The 15,713-nt window shown below is 66.9% G+C and carries 14 protein-coding genes; 6 read left to right on the top strand and 8 right to left on the bottom strand.

Annotated elements, in window-relative coordinates; translation table 11 throughout:
* Nucleotides 1–3: 3 nt before the first annotated feature.
* The 3 genes from IE187_RS12935 to IE187_RS12925 all read left to right on the top strand — a co-directional run bounded on the left by IE187_RS12935 (nt 4) and on the right by IE187_RS12925 (nt 1,780).
* Entirely contained in the window at nt 4–981 is a 978-nt protein-coding gene (locus tag IE187_RS12935) for a beta-ketoacyl-ACP synthase III (RefSeq protein ID WP_189676671.1), read from the top strand.
* Nucleotides 982–1,070: 89 nt separating this feature from the next.
* The gene (locus IE187_RS12930) at nt 1,071–1,370 is read left to right on the top strand and encodes an integration host factor subunit alpha (protein WP_133191076.1); all 300 of its coding nucleotides are present in this window, start codon (nt 1,071–1,073) and stop codon (nt 1,368–1,370) included.
* A gap of 8 nt (nt 1,371–1,378) precedes the next feature.
* Nucleotides 1,379–1,780 (top strand): MerR family transcriptional regulator, encoded by a 402-nt coding sequence (locus IE187_RS12925; RefSeq protein ID WP_189676580.1) that lies wholly within the window; start codon nt 1,379–1,381, stop codon nt 1,778–1,780.
* Here the strand turns inward: IE187_RS12925 and IE187_RS12920 are convergent.
* On the bottom strand, nt 1,777–2,409 hold the full coding sequence (locus tag IE187_RS12920) for a TetR/AcrR family transcriptional regulator (protein WP_133191080.1): 633 nt from the start codon (nt 2,407–2,409) through the stop codon (nt 1,777–1,779). The two genes, IE187_RS12925 and IE187_RS12920, sit on opposite strands and share 4 nt — an antisense overlap.
* Before the next feature lie 116 nt (nt 2,410–2,525).
* On the opposite strand from IE187_RS12920, the gene IE187_RS12915 reads away from it, so the two are divergent.
* Together IE187_RS12915 and IE187_RS12910 are read left to right on the top strand one after the other, a co-directional pair.
* Nucleotides 2,526–4,877, top strand: coding sequence for a TonB-dependent receptor (locus IE187_RS12915; RefSeq protein WP_189676579.1), 2,352 nt, complete (start codon nt 2,526–2,528; stop codon nt 4,875–4,877).
* A 70-nt stretch (nt 4,878–4,947) separates the two neighbouring features.
* Nucleotides 4,948–6,240: a spinster family MFS transporter gene (locus IE187_RS12910; protein WP_189676578.1), complete on the top strand. Its 1,293-nt coding sequence runs from the start codon at nt 4,948–4,950 to the stop codon at nt 6,238–6,240.
* Here the strand turns inward: IE187_RS12910 and IE187_RS12905 are convergent.
* From IE187_RS12905 to hisN, 7 genes are all read right to left on the bottom strand, one after another.
* Nucleotides 6,237–7,808 carry a peptide chain release factor 3 gene (locus IE187_RS12905; RefSeq protein ID WP_133191086.1) on the bottom strand — a complete coding sequence of 524 codons (1,572 nt, stop codon included), beginning with the start codon at nt 7,806–7,808 and terminating at the stop codon, nt 6,237–6,239. The two genes, IE187_RS12910 and IE187_RS12905, sit on opposite strands and share 4 nt — an antisense overlap.
* An 18-nt stretch (nt 7,809–7,826) precedes the next feature.
* Nucleotides 7,827–8,711, bottom strand: coding sequence for an aldose 1-epimerase family protein (locus IE187_RS12900; RefSeq protein ID WP_189676577.1), 885 nt, complete (start codon nt 8,709–8,711; stop codon nt 7,827–7,829).
* A 149-nt stretch (nt 8,712–8,860) separates the two neighbouring features.
* The gene (pheT, locus tag IE187_RS12895) at nt 8,861–11,224 is read right to left on the bottom strand and encodes a phenylalanine--tRNA ligase subunit beta (RefSeq protein WP_189676576.1); all 2,364 of its coding nucleotides are present in this window, start codon (nt 11,222–11,224) and stop codon (nt 8,861–8,863) included.
* A complete protein-coding gene (pheS, locus tag IE187_RS12890) occupies nt 11,221–12,297 on the bottom strand; it encodes a phenylalanine--tRNA ligase subunit alpha (RefSeq protein WP_189676575.1) in 1,077 nt (358 codons plus the stop codon). Before pheS ends, pheT begins: the two co-directional genes overlap by 4 nt.
* 196 nt (nt 12,298–12,493) lie before the next feature.
* Entirely contained in the window at nt 12,494–12,859 is a 366-nt protein-coding gene (gene rplT, locus IE187_RS12885) for a 50S ribosomal protein L20 (protein WP_133191094.1), read from the bottom strand.
* Nucleotides 12,860–12,876: 17 nt separating this feature from the next.
* Entirely contained in the window at nt 12,877–13,080 is a 204-nt protein-coding gene (gene rpmI / locus IE187_RS12880; protein ID WP_010184218.1) for a 50S ribosomal protein L35, read from the bottom strand.
* A gap of 347 nt (nt 13,081–13,427) precedes the next feature.
* Complete coding sequence (hisN, locus tag IE187_RS12875) at nt 13,428–14,210, bottom strand: histidinol-phosphatase (RefSeq protein WP_189676574.1); 783 nt, start codon at nt 14,208–14,210, stop codon at nt 13,428–13,430.
* 163 nt (nt 14,211–14,373) lie between these two features.
* Here hisN and IE187_RS12870 point away from each other — a divergent pair, with 163 nt between their 5' ends.
* The gene (locus IE187_RS12870; protein ID WP_189676573.1) at nt 14,374–15,378 is read left to right on the top strand and encodes a GGDEF domain-containing protein; all 1,005 of its coding nucleotides are present in this window, start codon (nt 14,374–14,376) and stop codon (nt 15,376–15,378) included.
* The last annotated feature ends 335 nt before the right edge of the window (nt 15,379–15,713 follow it).

Raw genomic sequence — 15,713 nt, 5'->3', positions numbered from 1 at the left:
CCTATGTCAGTGCGTAGCGTCATCATCGGGACCGGATCGGCGCTGCCAGCGCGCCGCGTCTCCAATGCCGAACTGGCCGAAACCGTCGATACCTCGGACGAATGGATCGTCGAGCGCACCGGCATCCGCTTCCGCCATATCGCCGGGCCTGACGAGACGACGGCAACGCTCGCCGCCGACGCGTGCCGCGCGGCGCTCGGCGCGGCCGGGATCTCGGCGCACGAGATCGACCTGATCGTGCTCGCGACCGCGACCCCCGACCAGACCTTCCCGTCGAGCGCCACCAAGGTGCAGGCGATGCTCGGCATCGACGATTGCGTCGCCTTCGACGTGGCGGCGGTCTGCTCGGGCTTCCTCTACGCGCTCCAGGTCGCCGACAGCATGCTGCGCAGCGGCGCCGCCAAGCGCGCGCTGGTGATCGGCGCGGAAACCTTCAGCCGGATCCTCGACTGGGAAGACCGCGCGACGTGCGTACTGTTCGGCGATGGCGCCGGCGCGGTCGTGCTCGAGGCGCAGGAAAATGGCGATACCGGGAACGAAGGGCGCGGCATCCTCGCGATGCGGCTGCACGCCGATGGCCGCCACAACGAGATGCTCTATGTCGATGGCGGTCCCTCCACGACGGGGACGGTCGGCAAGGTCCGGATGAAGGGTCGTGAGGTGTTCCGCCACGCCGTCGTCAACCTCGCCTCGGTCATGACCGAGACGCTCGAGCGCGCCGGGCTGACCGCCGCCGACGTCGATTGGGTCGTGCCGCATCAAGCCAATGCGCGCATCCTCGACGCTACGGCACGCAAGCTTCATCTCGCGCCGGAGAAGGTCATCGTGACGGTCGATCAGCATGCCAACACTTCGGCAGCGTCCGTACCGCTCGCGCTCGACACCGCAGTCAAGGACGGACGAATTACGCAAGGTGACGTGATCGTCCTCGAGGCGATGGGCGGCGGTTTTACCTGGGGTGCAGCGGTCGTTCGGTTCTGATAATTGTTAAACATCGGGGGCAAAGACCTTTTCCCACCTGCTTTGTTATGATAGCGTAAGGGTCTTGGTGTTTTTGTGGGAACGTTTCGATGGAAGCTGCGGGAACCTTGACGCGCGCCGATCTGGCCGAAGCACTGCATCACAATGTCGGCCTCTCGCGTACCGATTCATCGAAGATGGTCGAGCAGATCCTGCATCACATGTGCAGCGCGCTCGCCCAGGGCGACAATGTCAAGATTTCGGGCTTCGGCACCTTCGTGCTGCGCGACAAGGGTGAACGCATCGGCCGCAACCCCAAGACGGGCATCGAAGTGCCGATCGCGCCGCGCCGCGTGCTGACCTTCCGCGCCAGCCAGATGATGCGCGACCGCATCGTCGAAGCCGACTGATCCATCGCATGACGGTGCCGCCCGTGCGGGCCGGGGAACAGGCGACTGGAGAGAAGGTGTCCGGCGACAAGGCCGCAGGTGCCTATCGCACGATCGGCGAGCTCGCGCGCGATACCGGGCTGCCGCAGCATATCCTGCGCTATTGGGAAACGCGCTTTCCGCAATTGCGCCCGCTCCAGCGCGCGGGCAACCGCCGCTATTATCGCCCCGAGGATGTCGCGCTCGTCGAGCGGATCGCGACGATGCTCAACCGCGACGGCTACACCATCCGCGGCGTGCAACAAGCGCTCGCAGGTGGCCGCAAGACCGCCGAAGCCGTACCCGACAGCCCCGCGAGCGCAACGGGCGATGCGGTCCGCGCGGTCCGCGATTCGCTTGCAGCAGCGCTCGTCGCGGATAGCGCGCGCTAGGGCGCGAGCCCGCGCGCGAGCATCTCGGCAACCGTATCGGCGATCGTGTCGAGCGTCAGATCCTCCTCCCACACGCCGTAGCGCAGGCCGAGGAACACGTTCATCCCCATGATCGCCCAGGCATGGACCTCGGACACATCGCTGCGGATCTCGCCGCGCTCGGCGCCCGCCTTGAGCCGTGCCGCGATCCGCTCGGCGGTCGTCGCATAATGCAGCTTGAACGACGCCGGATCGACGAACTCGGCCTCGTCGATGATCCGGTAGATCTCCTTGTGCCCGCGCACGAAGGCGACGAACTCGCGTAAGCCAGCGCGCTCGGCCGCAATCTGGTCGGGCGCGGCGCGAATCGCGGGCGCGACTCGGTCGCGCACTTGATCCGACATGTCGCGCACCAGCGCACGGAACACCGCGTCCTTCGAATCGAAATAGGTGTAGAAACTCCCGAGCGCGACGCCCGCGCGGCGCGTGATCCCGCTGACTGATGCGTCGTGAAACCCGCGCTCGCCGAATTCGACCGCCGCCGCGTCGAGGATCGCGCGCAGCGTCTTGCGCCCGCGTTCGGTACGCGGCGCCTTGCCTTCACTTGCGGCTGATGGGCTGGTCGCCGGAGCGACGGGTGCGTCCGCCATGGTGCCTGTCATTTCTCAAGTTGAAACCCGGTTCAGGTTTCAGTATAGCCTTCATAACGCGCGCACAACCCGGACGATATCGGGCCATCTGGATGCGCCGCAGGAGGGGATGATTGATGACACGCCTGAAGTCCGTGCGCGCCTTGCTCTTTGCCGGCGCCGCCCTCGCGGGATCGACCGCCCTCCCCGCCACCGCCCAGACCGCGCCTGCACCTGCCCCCGCCGCCGAGCCGCAGGCCGACGAGACCGCGTCGGGCGAGATCGTCGTCACCGCGCGCCGCCGCGAGGAGACGCTGCTCAACGTGCCGATCGCGGTGACCGCTTTCTCGGCCGACCGGCTCGAGAAGACCGGCGCGGTCGATCTCACCGACATCCAGAATGTCACCCCCAATACCACGCTGAAAAACGCGCGCGGCACCAACTCGACGCTCGCCGCCTTCATCCGCGGCGTCGGCCAGCAGGATCCCGTCCCCGGCTTCGAGGCGGGCATCGGCATCTATCTCGACGACGTCTATCTCAACCGCCCGCAGGCGGCGGTGCTCGACATTTATGACGTCGAGCGGATCGAAGTGCTGCGCGGCCCGCAGGGCACACTCTACGGCCGCAACACGATCGGCGGCGCGGTGAAATATATCACCAAGCGCTTGCCCGACAGCCCCGAGGCGAGCCTCAAGGCGAGCTACGGCTCGTACAACCAGGCCGACGGCATCGTCAGCCTGTCGACCCCGATCGGCTCGCTGTTCAAGGTCGGCGTGGCCGGCGCGCGGCTGACGCGCGACGGGTTCGGGCGCAACACCAACCTCGGCATCGACAATTACAACAAGAACCTCTGGGCGGGCCGCGGCACGATCGAATTCGAATCGCCCGACAGCCGGATGAGCCTGCGCCTGACCGGCGACTATACCGAGGACAAGTCGAACGCGCGCAACGGCTCGCGCCTGATCACCAGCCTGCTGACCAACACGCCCGTCCAGTCCAACCCGTTCGACACCCGCGCCGGGCTCAACACGCCGAAACAGAACATCCAGGCTGGCGGCCTGTCGATGGTCGCGACGGGTGAACTGAGCGACCACTTCACGATCAAGAGCATCAGCGCGTTCCGCAAGGATCGTTCGTTCACCCCGATCGATTTCGACGCGCTCCCCGCGGTCGATGTCGACGTGCCCGCGGTCTATCGCAACGAGCAGACCAGCCAGGAATTCCAGCTGGCCTACAAGAGCGACACGCTCAACGGGCTGATCGGCTATTACTATCTCGGCGCGAAGGCCTCGACGGGGTTCGACGTGCTGCTCTCGACGACGCTCGCCAATTTCGACGCCTATACCGCGGGCGACGTGCGGACCGAGACGCACTCGATCTTCGGGGACTTCACCTATGATTTCACGCCCAAGCTCAGCCTGTCGCTCGGCGGGCGCTATACCTGGGACGAGCGTCGGTCGTTCATCTTCAAGGCGAGCTATTTCGGCCTGACCTCGGAATTCGGCGGAAACCCGACGATCGTCGGCGCGCCGTCGACCAATTTCAACGGCACCGCCAAGTTCAAGCGCTTCACCCCGCGCGCCTCGCTCAGCTTCAAGCCGAGCGCCGACCACTTGCTCTATGCGTCCTATTCGGAAGGCTTCAAGGGCGGCGGGTTCGATCCGCGCGGCTCGGGCACCTCGGCGCCCGACGTCAACCAGGACGGCGTGCGCAGCTACCAGGAAATCTACAACTACCTGCTGTTCAAGCCCGAGGTGGTGAAGAGCTACGAGATCGGCTGGAAGGGCTCGGTGTTCGACAAGCGTCTGACCTTCGCGCTCGACGGCTTCTATTCGAACTACAGCAACGTCCAGGTGCCGGGTTCGGTCGGCTGCATCATCGGTGGGGTGCAGTCGTTCTGCGGCATCACCACCAACGCCGCCAAGGCGACGATCAAGGGCATCGAGCTCGAATCGAACGCCGTGCTCGCGCGCGATTTCGCCGGCGCCGGCTCGAACGTCTCGCTCGCCGGAACGCTCGGGTATATCGACGCCAAATACGATCGTTTCATCGGCCCGACCGGCACCGACGTCGCCAATGTCCGCGTCTTCCAGAACACCCCCGACTGGACCGCGTCGGGTACGCTGTCGACCAACATCCCGACCGGCCCGGGCCGCATCAACGCCTCGACCACGCTGTCGTATCGCAGCCTGACGCACCAGTTCGAGACCGCGAGCCCGTTCCTCGACCAGCCGGGCTATGCGCTGTGGGACGCGAACCTGACCTACACCTTCGGCAAGGGGCGCTATACGATCGGCGTCCACGCCAAGAACATCACCGACAAGCATTACAAGACGTCGGGCTACCAATATATCAGCTCGACGCTCGCCGGGGTGCCGATCCTCAACGCTGCCGGGCGCTATACGCCGACGCTCGGCAAGGAAGGCATCGCCACCGCCTTCTACGGCAATCCGCGGCAAGTGTTCGGCACGATCACCGCGCGCTTCTGACCGCCAGACTATCCCGCACCGGCCGCTTGCGTTGCGCACGCGGCCGGTGCGATGATTCGGGGATATGACCATGACCGCCGCGCCCGCCCCCCCTTCCCCGGGCCCTTCCTCGGGCCCTGCCTCGCCTGCCCGGGCGCGCCTCGTCCTCGCGATGTTGCTCGTGGTCTACACGTTCAACTTCCTCGACCGCCAGATCCTCAGCATCCTGGCGACGCCGATCAAGGCCGACCTGCATCTGAGCGACGCGCAGTTCGGCGCGGTCGGTGGGCTCGCCTTCGCGATCCTCTATTCGGTGCTCGGCGTCCCCCTCGCCTTCCTTGCAGACCGTACCAGCCGCAGCGGCGTGGTGATGTGGTCGCTGATCGTGTGGAGCGGCTTCACCGCTTTGTGCGGGACGGCGACCGGCTATTGGCAACTGTTCTTCTACCGGCTCGGCGTCGGGGTCGGCGAGGCGGGCGGGGTCGCGCCGTCTTATGCGCTGATCTCCGATTATTTCCCGCCCGAACGCCGCGCGCGTGCGCTCGCGGTCTATTCGCTCGGCATTCCGATCGGGCTTGCGGGCGGGGTGCTGCTCGGCGGTTATATCGCCGCGCTGGTCAATTGGCAGACCGCGTTCATCGCGGTCGGCGTGGCAGGGATCGTGATCGCGCCGCCGTTCCGCTGGCTGGTGCGCGACGTGCCGCGGCCCGTGGTGAGCGCGCAGGATGCGGTGCCGGTGAGCGCGGTGTTCGCCATCCTCGCGCGCAAACCCGCCTTCTGGCTGCTCGCCTTCGGGGCGTCGTTCAGCTCGCTGTGCGGCTATGGCCTCGCGCTGTGGGCGCCCTCGGTGCTGATTCGCAGCTTCCATTTCAGCCTGATCGAGACAGGCCAGTTCATGGGATCGCTGCTGCTGATCGGCGGCGTCGGCGGCGTATTCGCGGGCGGCTGGCTCGCCGACCGGCTCGGGCGGAGCGACCGCGGCTGGTATGCGCGGCTCCCCGCGATCGCCTGGGCGATTACCGCGCCGATGTACGCGCTCGGTCTGCTCGCGCCCAATCCGTGGGTAGCGTGGCCGCTACTGCTGATTCCCAACGCGCTCAACATCCTGTGGCTCGGGCCCGTCGCGACGGCGGTCCAGCACCTCGTGCCGCCACCGATGCGCGCGACCGCGTCGGGCAGCTTCCTGTTCATCAACAATCTGATCGGGCTCGGCGTCGGGCCGATCCTGATGGGCGGCCTGTCGGATCACCTCAAGGCCACGAGCGGCGTCGAATCGCTGCGCTACGCCGCGGTCGGCTGCCTCGGCTTCTACGTCCTGGCGGCCGTCCTCGTCCTCTTCGCGGTCCCCTCGCTGCGCCGCGACTGGGTCGACGAGCGCGCTTAACGCTCGCGCGTCGCCGCGAATTTCACCTTGGGGTAGCGGTCGGCGACATAGCCGACGTCCCACGCCGTCTTCGCCAGATAGACCGGGTTGTTGTCGCGATCCTTCGCCATCGCCGTACGGTTGAGGTCCATGAACGCCTTCAGGTCGGCCGGATCCGCCGCCGAAACCCAGCGCGCGGTGTCGTACGGCGCCATTTCGAGCCCCGCATCGACCTTATACTCCGCCTCGAGCCGGCTCAGCAGCACCTCGAGCTGGAGCTGCCCGACCACGCCGATGATCCAGTTCGAGCCGATCTCGGGATAGAAGACCTGCGTCACCCCTTCCTCGGCCATGTCGTCGAGCGCCTTGCGCAACTGCTTGGTCTTGGTCGGATCCTTCAGCGCGACGCGCCGCAGGATTTCGGGTGCGAAATTGGGCAGCCCGGTGAAGCGCACGTCGGCGCGCTCGGACAGCGTATCGCCCACGCGCAGCGTCCCGTGGTTGGGAATGCCGATGATGTCGCCCGGAAACGCCTCGTCGGCGAGCTCGCGTTCACGCGCGAAGAACAGGATCGGCGAATGGATCGCGATCGGCTTGCCGTGGCCCGTCGGCGTCAGCTTCATCCCGCGCTTGAAGGTGCCCGAGCACAGCCGCATGAACGCGATGCGATCGCGGTGGTTGGGGTCCATATTCGCCTGGACCTTGAACACGAAGCCGGTGACGTCCGCACGTTCTGGCAAAACCTCGGCGGGCTCGGCCGGCTGCGGGCGCGGGCCCGGCGCGTGGCGGCCGAGCGCGTCGATCAGCTCGGCAACGCCGAATTCCTTGAGCGCCGATCCGAAATAGACCGGCGTCTGGTCGCCGCCGCGATACGCTTCGACATCGAACGCGCCATAGCCGCCGAGCGCGAGCTCGGACTCGTCCTGCAGCAGTTTCAGCCCCGCCGGGCTCAGCGTCTTGGCGAGCGCGGGATCGTCGAGCCCGGTAAAGCTCAACGCCTTGCCCATGAACTCGCGGCTCGGCCCCTCGGGCTGGCTGAGGCTGTTGGCGTGGAGATCGTACACGCCTTCGAAATCGCTGCCCATCCCGACCGGCCAGCTCATCGGCGTGACGTCGAGCTGGAGCATCTCGGCAATCTCGTCGAGCAGGTCGAACGGCGGGCGCCCCTCGCGATCGACCTTGTTGACGAAGGTGATGATCGGCACCGAGCGCAGCCGGCACACTTCGAACAGTTTGCGCGTCTGCGCCTCGATGCCGCGCGCGGCGTCGATCACCATCACCGCCGAATCGACCGCGGTCAGCGTGCGGTAGGTGTCCTCCGAAAAGTCCTCGTGGCCCGGCGTGTCGAGCAGGTTGAAGGTCAGGCCGTTCCGCTCGAAGGTCATCACCGACGAGGTGACCGAGATGCCGCGCTGCTGCTCGATCTTCATCCAGTCCGAGCGCGCACGGCGGTTCTGGCCGCGCGCTTTGACCTCGCCGGCGAGATGGATCGCGCCACCGAACAGCAACAGCTTTTCGGTCAGCGTGGTCTTGCCGGCGTCGGGGTGAGAGATGATCGCGAAGGTGCGGCGGTCGGACGTGTGATTCATCTGCGCGGCGATAGCGGTTTACGGCTCCAGCGTCACGTGCATCGCGATGGTCTTCGTTTCGCCGGGTGCGAGCGCAAACACGCCGGGCTTGGCGGTGAAATCGCCGGTGAAGTCCGCGGGGTCGGCAATGCCGTGCCACGGCTCGATGCAGACGTACGCCGCGCCGGGCTTGGTCCAGATGCCGAGCATCGGCGTATCGGGGAAATCGACGCGCAGCTGCGGACCGGTCTCGGCGCCATAGCGGACGCTCTGCGACCGCACCGCGTCCCAGATCAGCGCGTCGTGCTCGAACAGGGCATCGCGCAGCGCGAGCGTGCCCCCCTCGAGCGGCGTGGGCCGCTGCTGCGCTACGATCAACCCGCCGGGGGTGAGCGCACGCAGCGCCTCGGGCTCATCGGCGGCGAAGACGATGCGGTGGTCGGCGCGCGGGGCGCCATAGGGCAGCGGCCACGCGAACGCCGGGTGGAAGCCGAAGCTTGCCGGCAGCGTGCGCTCGCGCTCGCGATTCTCGATCTCGGCAGTCATCGCGAGCGTCGCGCCCTCGATCGCGTAGGTCAGCCGCAGCGCGAACTTGCGCGGATACACCGCAAGCGTCTCGGCGCTGTCCTCGAGCAGGAACACCGCGCGAGTCGCGCTGTGCTCGACCACCGCGAAGCTGCTCCGGCGGGCGAAGCCGTGCTTGCCCATCGTGTAACTTTCGCCATCGAGCCGCAACGTGTCGCCGTTGAGCGCGCCGACGATCGGGAACAGGATCGGCGCATGGCCGGTCCAGAACGCCGGGTTGGCGTCGGTCATCAGTTCGCGGCCCTCGGCGTCGCGCAGCTGCGTGAGTTCGGCGCCGTACGGGTTGATCGCGGCGGTGAGGTCGGCCGAGCCGATTTCGATCAGGGCAGCTTCAGGCATCGACAGCATCCTTGATGAGACAGGAGATAAACCCTGACCGTCACCCCGGGCTCGTCCCGGGGTCCACCGTGCCGCGAACGCAGCAGCCCGAAGCACTCGGACGACGGTGGCCCCCGGCACGAGGCCGGGGTGACGGTCGGTAGTCGGAATCAGCCGCGCAGACTTGCCCCCAGCTTCGCCGCCGCGCCAACCACCTTGTCGGCGATCGCCTTGAGATCGGCCTCGGCAAAGCTCTTCTCGCCCGGCTGGAGCGTCACTTCCACACCCAGGCTCTTATGCCCCGGCTCGACGCCCGTGCCGGTGAAGACATCGAACAGCCGCGCCGCGACGATGCTCGCCTTGTCCGCGCCCTTGACCGCGCGCACCAGCGCTTCGGCGGCAAGCGCCTCGGGTACCAGAAACGCGAAGTCACGCCGCACCGCCTGCAACGCCGGCGGCGCATACGCCGCGCGCGCGAAGCCGCTCGACCGCTTGGCCGGGAGCGCATCGAGATACAGCTCGACCGCCGCGACCGGCCCATCGAGATCGAACGCGCGCAGCCTCAGCGGATGAACCATGCCGAACGCCGCAAGCACCGTCTTCGGCCCGAGCCGCAGCGTACCCGACTGCCCCGGATGCCACGCTTCGCCCGCATCCCCCATCACCTGCAGATTCTCGACCGGCGCGCCGATCGCGGCGAGCAAAGCCAGCGCCTCGGCCTTGGCGTCGAACGCGTCGAACGGCTTCGCCTTGCCCTCCTGCCAGCCGCGCGCGCGATTCTCGCCCGCAAGCACGACACCAAGCGTCGGATGCTCGCCACCCGCCAAATATCGACGTCCGATCTCGAACAGTCGCACGCCTGCAGCACCGCGCTTCATGTTGCGCTCGGCCGCCGAGAAGAGGCCGGGCAGCAGCGACGGCCGCATGACCTTCAACTCCTCGCTGATCGGGTTGGCGAGCGTCCACGCGCCGCCACCGATCGCGCTCGCCTGCGCGTCCGACAGGAAGCTCCAGGTCAGCGTCTCGTTGAGCCCACGCGCCGCGGCGGCGCGACGCGCACGGCTTTCGAGGCGCTGCTCGGGCGTGGCGGTCGGCTTGGCGACGCCAGCCGCGCGCGGCAGCGGCACGGGGGCGACCGAATCGATCCCCTCGATGCGGATGATTTCCTCGACCAGGTCGGCGGGGCCATCGACGTCGCGCCGCGCTGGCGGCGGCAACACGGTCCAGTCAGCCTCGACCGTGAAGCTAAGCGCGGTGAGGATCGCGCGCTGGCGATCCTCAGCGACGGCGAGGCCGCCGAGCGTTTCCGCCAATGCCGGATCATAAGCGATCCGCTTCCGCTCCAGCGGCGGCGCACCCGAATAGGTCGGCGCGCTGGCGCTGCCGCCGCACAGATCGAGCACCAGCCGCGTCGCGATCGCCAGCCCCTCCTCGAGGAACGCCGGATCGACGCCGCGCTCGAAGCGCGAGCGCGCGTCCGAGGTCAGCATCAGCGCCTGGCCCGTGCGCGCGATGCTCTCGGGGTCGAAATAGGCGCATTCGATGATGACGTCGGTGGTCTCGGCCGAAACGCCCGAATCCTCGCCGCCCATGATGCCGCCGATGTCGTGGACATGCGCCGCGTCGGCGATCACCGTCATCGTCTCGGCAAGCGTGTAGGTCTTGCCGTTGAGCGCAACGACCTGCTCGCCCGCTGCCGCCTTGCGCGCGACGAGCCCGCCCGAGAGCTTGGCGCGGTCATAGACGTGGAGCGGCCGCCCGAGATCGAACATCACGTAATTGGTGATGTCGACCAGCGTCGAGATCGGCCGCTGGCCGATCGCGGTGAGGCGGCGGCGCATCCATTCGGGCGCCTCGCCATTGGTCAGCCCGCTGACGCTCTGTGCGAAGAAGGCGGGGCAGCCGTCAGCATCGTCGGTGCGCACGTCGGGGCCTTCGCCCGCGCCCTCGACCGGGGCATAGGCCAACGGCTTGGCCGTCCCCAACCCGGCGACGACCAGATCGAGCGCGATCCCGCGCACGCTCATGCAATCGGGGCGGTTGGGGAGCACGTTGATGTCGATCACCGGGTCGTTGAGCCCGGCATAATCGGGATAGGCCATCCCGATCGGCGCATCGGCGGGCAGCTCGATGATGCCGTCATGGTCTTCGCCGAGCTCGAGCTCGCGCGTCGAGCACATCATGCCGTTCGACTCGACCCCGCGGATCGCCGCGACCTTGAGCACCATGCCGTTGGACGGCACCGTCGCACCGGGCGCGCCGAACACGCCGACGAGCCCCGCACTCGCGTTAGGTGCACCGCACACGACCTGGAGCGGGCCATCGCCGGCGTCGACCGAGAGCACTTGCAACTTGTCCGCCTGCGGATGCGGCGCGGCGCTGAGCACCTTGGCCACCTTGAACGCGGCGAGCGTGGCGCCCGGATTCTCGACGCCTTCGACCTCGAGGCCGATCCGCGTCAGCGTCTCGACGATCGTGTCGAGCGACGCGTCGGTTTCGATATGCTGCTTGAGCCAGTCGAGGGTGACCTTCATGCGCCCACTCCCTGGCTCAGCGTGGGCACGTCGAGTGCCGAGAAACCGTAATGCTTCAACCAGCGCGCATCGCCCTCGAAGAACGGCCGCAGATCGTCCATCCCGTATTTCAGCATCGCGAGCCGATCGACCCCGACCCCGAAGGCGAAGCCCTGCCACTCCTTGGGGTCGAGCCCGCACGCTTCGATCACCTTGGGATGCACCATCCCGCTGCCGAGCAGCTCCATCCAGCCTTCCGACCCGCCGAGCGTACGGCGGCCCTTCACCGTGGTGTAGCCAACATCGACTTCGGCCGAAGGCTCGGTGAAGGGGAAGTAGCTCGGGCGCAGGCGGAGCACGATGTCGTCGCGCTCGAAGAACGCCTTGAGGAAGTTCTCGAGCGTCCATTTGAGATGGCCGAGCGTGATGCCCTTGTCGATCACCAGCCCCTCGATCTGGTGGAACATCGGCGTATGCGTCGCGTCCCAGTCCGAGCGATAGACGCGGCCCGGCGCGATGATCCGGATCGGCGGTTCCTGCGACATCATCGTGCGGATCTGCACCGGCGAGGTGTGCGTGCGCAGCACCTTCGCCTCTTCGCCCTCAGCAGCGTTGAGATAGAAAGTGTCGTGCATCGCGCGCGCGGGATGGCTCTCCGGCATGTTGAGCGCGGTGAAATTGTGCCACTGATCCTCGATCTCAGGCCCGGTCGCGACCGCGAAGCCCAAATCGGCGAAGATCTCGGCGAGCTCGTCCATCACCTGGCTGACCGGGTGGACCGAGCCGTGCGGCGCGGCGTCGGCGGGGAGCGTCATGTCGAGCGTTTCGCTGGCGAGGCGCGCGTCGAGCTCAGCGCGGTCGAGCGCAGCCTTGCGCGTCGTGATCGCGGTCGTGACCGCCTCGCGCAGGCCCTGGATGCGCGGCCCCTGCACCTGCCGCTCGTCGGGCGACATGCCGCCGAGCGTCTTGAGCAGCGCGGTCACGCTGCCCTGTTTGCCGAGGCCCTGCACCCGCACCGCCTCGAGCGCATCGAGCGTCGCCGCCGCGTCGATCGCGGCGAGCAGGTCGGTTTTCATCTGGTCGAGGTCGGTCATCGCTTGTCCGTTCGTGCTGAGCCTGTCGAAGCACCGCTCTTCGTCAGGGTGGCGTTAGAAGAAAGACCAGGGCTTCGACAATCCCGGATCCGGCCCGGATCCGGTCCGGGACCGAACGGGAGTGGGAATCACGCGCAAAAAGAAAGGGCGCCGGTGTTGCCACCGACGCCCCGATCTCGTCTCGTAGCAGGTCGCCTCAGGCGGCCTGGGGCAGAGCCGCCTTTGCCTGCGCGATGATGACGCTAAACGCGGCACCCTCGTGCATCGCCAGATCGGCGAGGACCTTGCGGTCGAGTTCGACGCCGGCGAGCTTCAGGCCGTGCATGAACACGCCGTAAGTGAGGCCCTCGACGCGGACAGCCGCGTTGATGCGCTGGATCCAGAGCGCACGGAAGTTGCGCTTCTTAACCTTGCGATCGCGATAGGCGTACTGGCCGGCCTTTTCGACCGCCTGACGGGCGATACGGATCGTGTTCTTGCGACGGCCATAATAGCCCTTCGCCAGATTGAGGATCCGCTTGTGCTTTGCGTGGGTGGTTACACCCCGTTTTACGCGTGCCATTCTCTAATTCCTTCCGCTCAGCCGAGACCGTAAGGCGCCCACGCCTTGACGGTTGCCGTATCGGCCTTGGACAGCAGCTTGGTGCCGCGGTTCTGACGGATGTACTTGCTGTTGTGGCTCATCAGTCGGTGACGCTTGCCGGCGACGCCGTGCTTCAGCAGGCCGGTTGCGGTGAGCTTGAAGCGCTTCTTGACGCCGCTCTTCGTCTTGAGTTTGGGCATTTTCGTCCTTTCCAAATATGCGACGATCTATGAACGGCCACGGCAGCCCATACCGGCCGGGCAGTTCCTCTTACTCGCAGGAGGGGCGGCGCTTAAGCGAGAGTCGCGCAAAACGCAAGGCGGCAATGCGCCCGCGCTGTCCTACAAGCCGCGAATCTGCTATGCGGGACGGGCTCTTTGACATCGTCCAAGTCGGATCACCCAGTCGGATCACCGCGCGCGACACGCCCGGCCCCGATGCGGACGCTCACGCCCCTCACAGATCAGCACAAAATTCGAAACGATCCCCCCGTTCGAATTCCGTCCAGGGGTCAATCGAGTCAACCACCCCTCGGTTCGTCGCAAGCTCAATGCCCGCGGCAGGCGAGCGCCTCGAGAATCTCCTCGATCCGCGCCGGATCGCCCGCCGCGACGACCTCGCCGACCGAATCGGCGGTGAGCGGGTCGCCCTGCCAGTCGCACATCCGCCCGCCCGCACCCTCGACCACCGGCACCAAGGCGGCGAAATCGTGCAGCTTCAGCTGCGCCTCGACCACCACGTCGAGCCAGCCGCTCGCGACGCAGCCATAATTGTAGCAATCGCCGCCGAGCACGGTGCTCATCACCGCGCCGTCGAGATGCTCGAACGCATGGAGCTGCGAATCGTCGAACAAGGCGGGCGAAGTCGTCGCGAGCAACGCCTTGCCGAGATCGGCGCACCGCCGCGTCGCGGCGGGCTTGCCGTTGAACAGCGTCGGCTTGCCCATCACGCCCGTCCAGCGTTCGCGCAGGATCGGCTGGTCGATCACCCCCATCATCGGCCAGCCCTCGATCACCAGCGCGATCAGCGTCCCGAAGATCGGCCGGCCGGAGATGAACGCGCGCGTTCCGTCGATCGGATCGAGCACCCAGGCGCGCCCACTCGTGCCCTCCTTGGTGCCATATTCCTCGCCGATGATCGCATCGGCGGGAAAGGCGCGCTCGATCAGCGTCCGCATCGCCGCCTCGGCGGCGCGGTCGGCGAGCGTCACGGGCGAGGCATCGTCCTTCGCCTCGAGCCCGTGATCGGCACGGTAATAGGGTCGGATCGCCGCGCCCGCCGCATCGGCAAGGGCAGCAGCAAGGGCGAGATCGGTGTCGGTGACGCGCATCCGCATTTGCCTAAAGCGGCTGGCGGGGTTTCGCCAGCCATCACGTCGCTGACGCCCCGCGTTTCTGTGAGTACGGCCAGTCACCCAATTTTAGCAGTTGGCGTGTAGACAGGCAGGACTGGCCACCGCGTGTGGCACATGATGCTGAGGGGCTTTGACAGCGATGGGTCTAGCGAGGAGCACACGGCTCGTTGCAGCCGAAGATCGTGCTGCGCAGGTCTTCGATTGCGTCCGTGCGTTCCTGAGGCTGCACCGCCTGAGCGCCGACCCGGCGCATTACGCGTTCGCACACGAGGTGGTGTGCAATCCCACCGGCGTGCTCGCCCAGTCGGTCGGGACGATGACCGAGGGCGGCATCCGCTTGTCGACGCGCGACATCGAGACGCTTGGCGGCGGCCACGCCGAATCGTCGAACGATCCCGCTCCGTCCGACGGACTCGTCGCGCAGACCCAGATGCAGGTCGAGGGCTTCACCGACATGGTCCGCTCGATGCGCGCCGAGACCGCCGATTTCGGACGCGATCTCGCCGCGAGCGCAACGGCGATGCAGGGCAGCGCGAACAGCGACGACTTGGTTCGGCTGACCGCGGTGATGCTAGATCGCGTCCGCTCGGCCGAGGCGCGCTTGCAGGCCGCGACGTCCGAGGCCGACCAATTGCGCGAGAAGCTCGAGGAAGCGCGCGGCGACGCCCGCCGCGACCCGCTGACCGGACTTCCCAACCGCCGCGCGTTTGAAGAGGCGTTTGCCGAGCACATGGAACGCGGCACCCGGCTGTGCCTCGCGGTATGCGACGTCGATCGCTTCAAGCGCGTCAACGATCAGTTCGGCCATTCGGTCGGCGACCGCGTGCTCAAGGCGATCGCCGAGGCGTTGAGCACGGCCTGCGACGGCCATTTCGTCGCACGCTACGGCGGCGAGGAATTCGTGATCCTGTTCTCGAACGTCGATCTCGCAAAGGCCCACACGACGCTCGAATCGGCGCGACTCACCGTCGATGCCAAGCGCTACCGATTGCGCGAGACCGACACGCCACTTGGCGCGGTCACCTTCTCCGCCGGGCTGTCGTCGGCCGACGTCGGAGAGCCGCTCGGCGCCGTATTCGGGCGCGCCGACAAGCTGCTCTACGCAGCAAAGGACGGCGGCCGGAATCAAGTCCGTCTAACGTAGCACGCTACGCCTATATTTGGCGTAACTTCCAATGCAGCCTTCGGTAACCTTGCGGAGAGCTACGCTATTACGTTGTTTTCGCTACTTTTCTTTATCTGGCACGGCGCATGCAAAGGTCTTGGCATCGACGCTTCGGATGGTCCGGAGCGCCAGATTGCAAAGGGACCTCCATCATGACCGACCGTTTCGAATCGCTCCAACGCGTCGCCGTCTCGCTCGTCGCCGCATTCATGCTCACCGCCCTTCTGGCCTCGACCGCCGTGTCGCTCGCCCCGATCGCTTGATCGGGAGCGGGCAACCGCGTGTCTTTCGACGCCCTCGCATTTTCGGACTGA

This window comes from Sphingomonas glacialis (assembly GCF_014653575.1).
Lineage (GTDB): Bacteria > Pseudomonadota > Alphaproteobacteria > Sphingomonadales > Sphingomonadaceae > Sphingomonas > Sphingomonas glacialis.
This window is presented reverse-complemented; position numbering and strand designations above follow the sequence as displayed.

Bases quoted from the DNA above. Each gene is read 5' to 3' on its own strand.
- IE187_RS12935 (WP_189676671.1), top strand. From the start codon at position 4: ATGTCAGTGCGTAGCGTCATCATCGGGACCGGATCGGCGCTGCCAGCG.
- IE187_RS12910 (WP_189676578.1), top strand. From the start codon at position 4,948: ATGACCGCCGCGCCCGCCCCCCCTTCCCCGGGCCCTTCCTCGGGCCCT.
- rpmI (WP_010184218.1), bottom strand. From the start codon at position 13,080: ATGCCCAAACTCAAGACGAAGAGCGGCGTCAAGAAGCGCTTCAAGCTC.
- IE187_RS12920 (WP_133191080.1), bottom strand. From the start codon at position 2,409: ATGGCGGACGCACCCGTCGCTCCGGCGACCAGCCCATCAGCCGCAAGT.
- IE187_RS12915 (WP_189676579.1), top strand. From the start codon at position 2,526: ATGACACGCCTGAAGTCCGTGCGCGCCTTGCTCTTTGCCGGCGCCGCC.
- IE187_RS12905 (WP_133191086.1), bottom strand. From the start codon at position 7,808: ATGAATCACACGTCCGACCGCCGCACCTTCGCGATCATCTCTCACCCC.
- IE187_RS12870 (WP_189676573.1), top strand. From the start codon at position 14,374: ATGGGTCTAGCGAGGAGCACACGGCTCGTTGCAGCCGAAGATCGTGCT.
- IE187_RS12925 (WP_189676580.1), top strand. From the start codon at position 1,379: ATGACGGTGCCGCCCGTGCGGGCCGGGGAACAGGCGACTGGAGAGAAG.
- hisN (WP_189676574.1), bottom strand. From the start codon at position 14,210: ATGCGCGTCACCGACACCGATCTCGCCCTTGCTGCTGCCCTTGCCGAT.
- IE187_RS12930 (WP_133191076.1), top strand. From the start codon at position 1,071: ATGGAAGCTGCGGGAACCTTGACGCGCGCCGATCTGGCCGAAGCACTG.
- rplT (WP_133191094.1), bottom strand. From the start codon at position 12,859: ATGGCACGCGTAAAACGGGGTGTAACCACCCACGCAAAGCACAAGCGG.
- IE187_RS12900 (WP_189676577.1), bottom strand. From the start codon at position 8,711: ATGCCTGAAGCTGCCCTGATCGAAATCGGCTCGGCCGACCTCACCGCC.
- pheS (WP_189676575.1), bottom strand. From the start codon at position 12,297: ATGACCGACCTCGACCAGATGAAAACCGACCTGCTCGCCGCGATCGAC.
- pheT (WP_189676576.1), bottom strand. From the start codon at position 11,224: ATGAAGGTCACCCTCGACTGGCTCAAGCAGCATATCGAAACCGACGCG.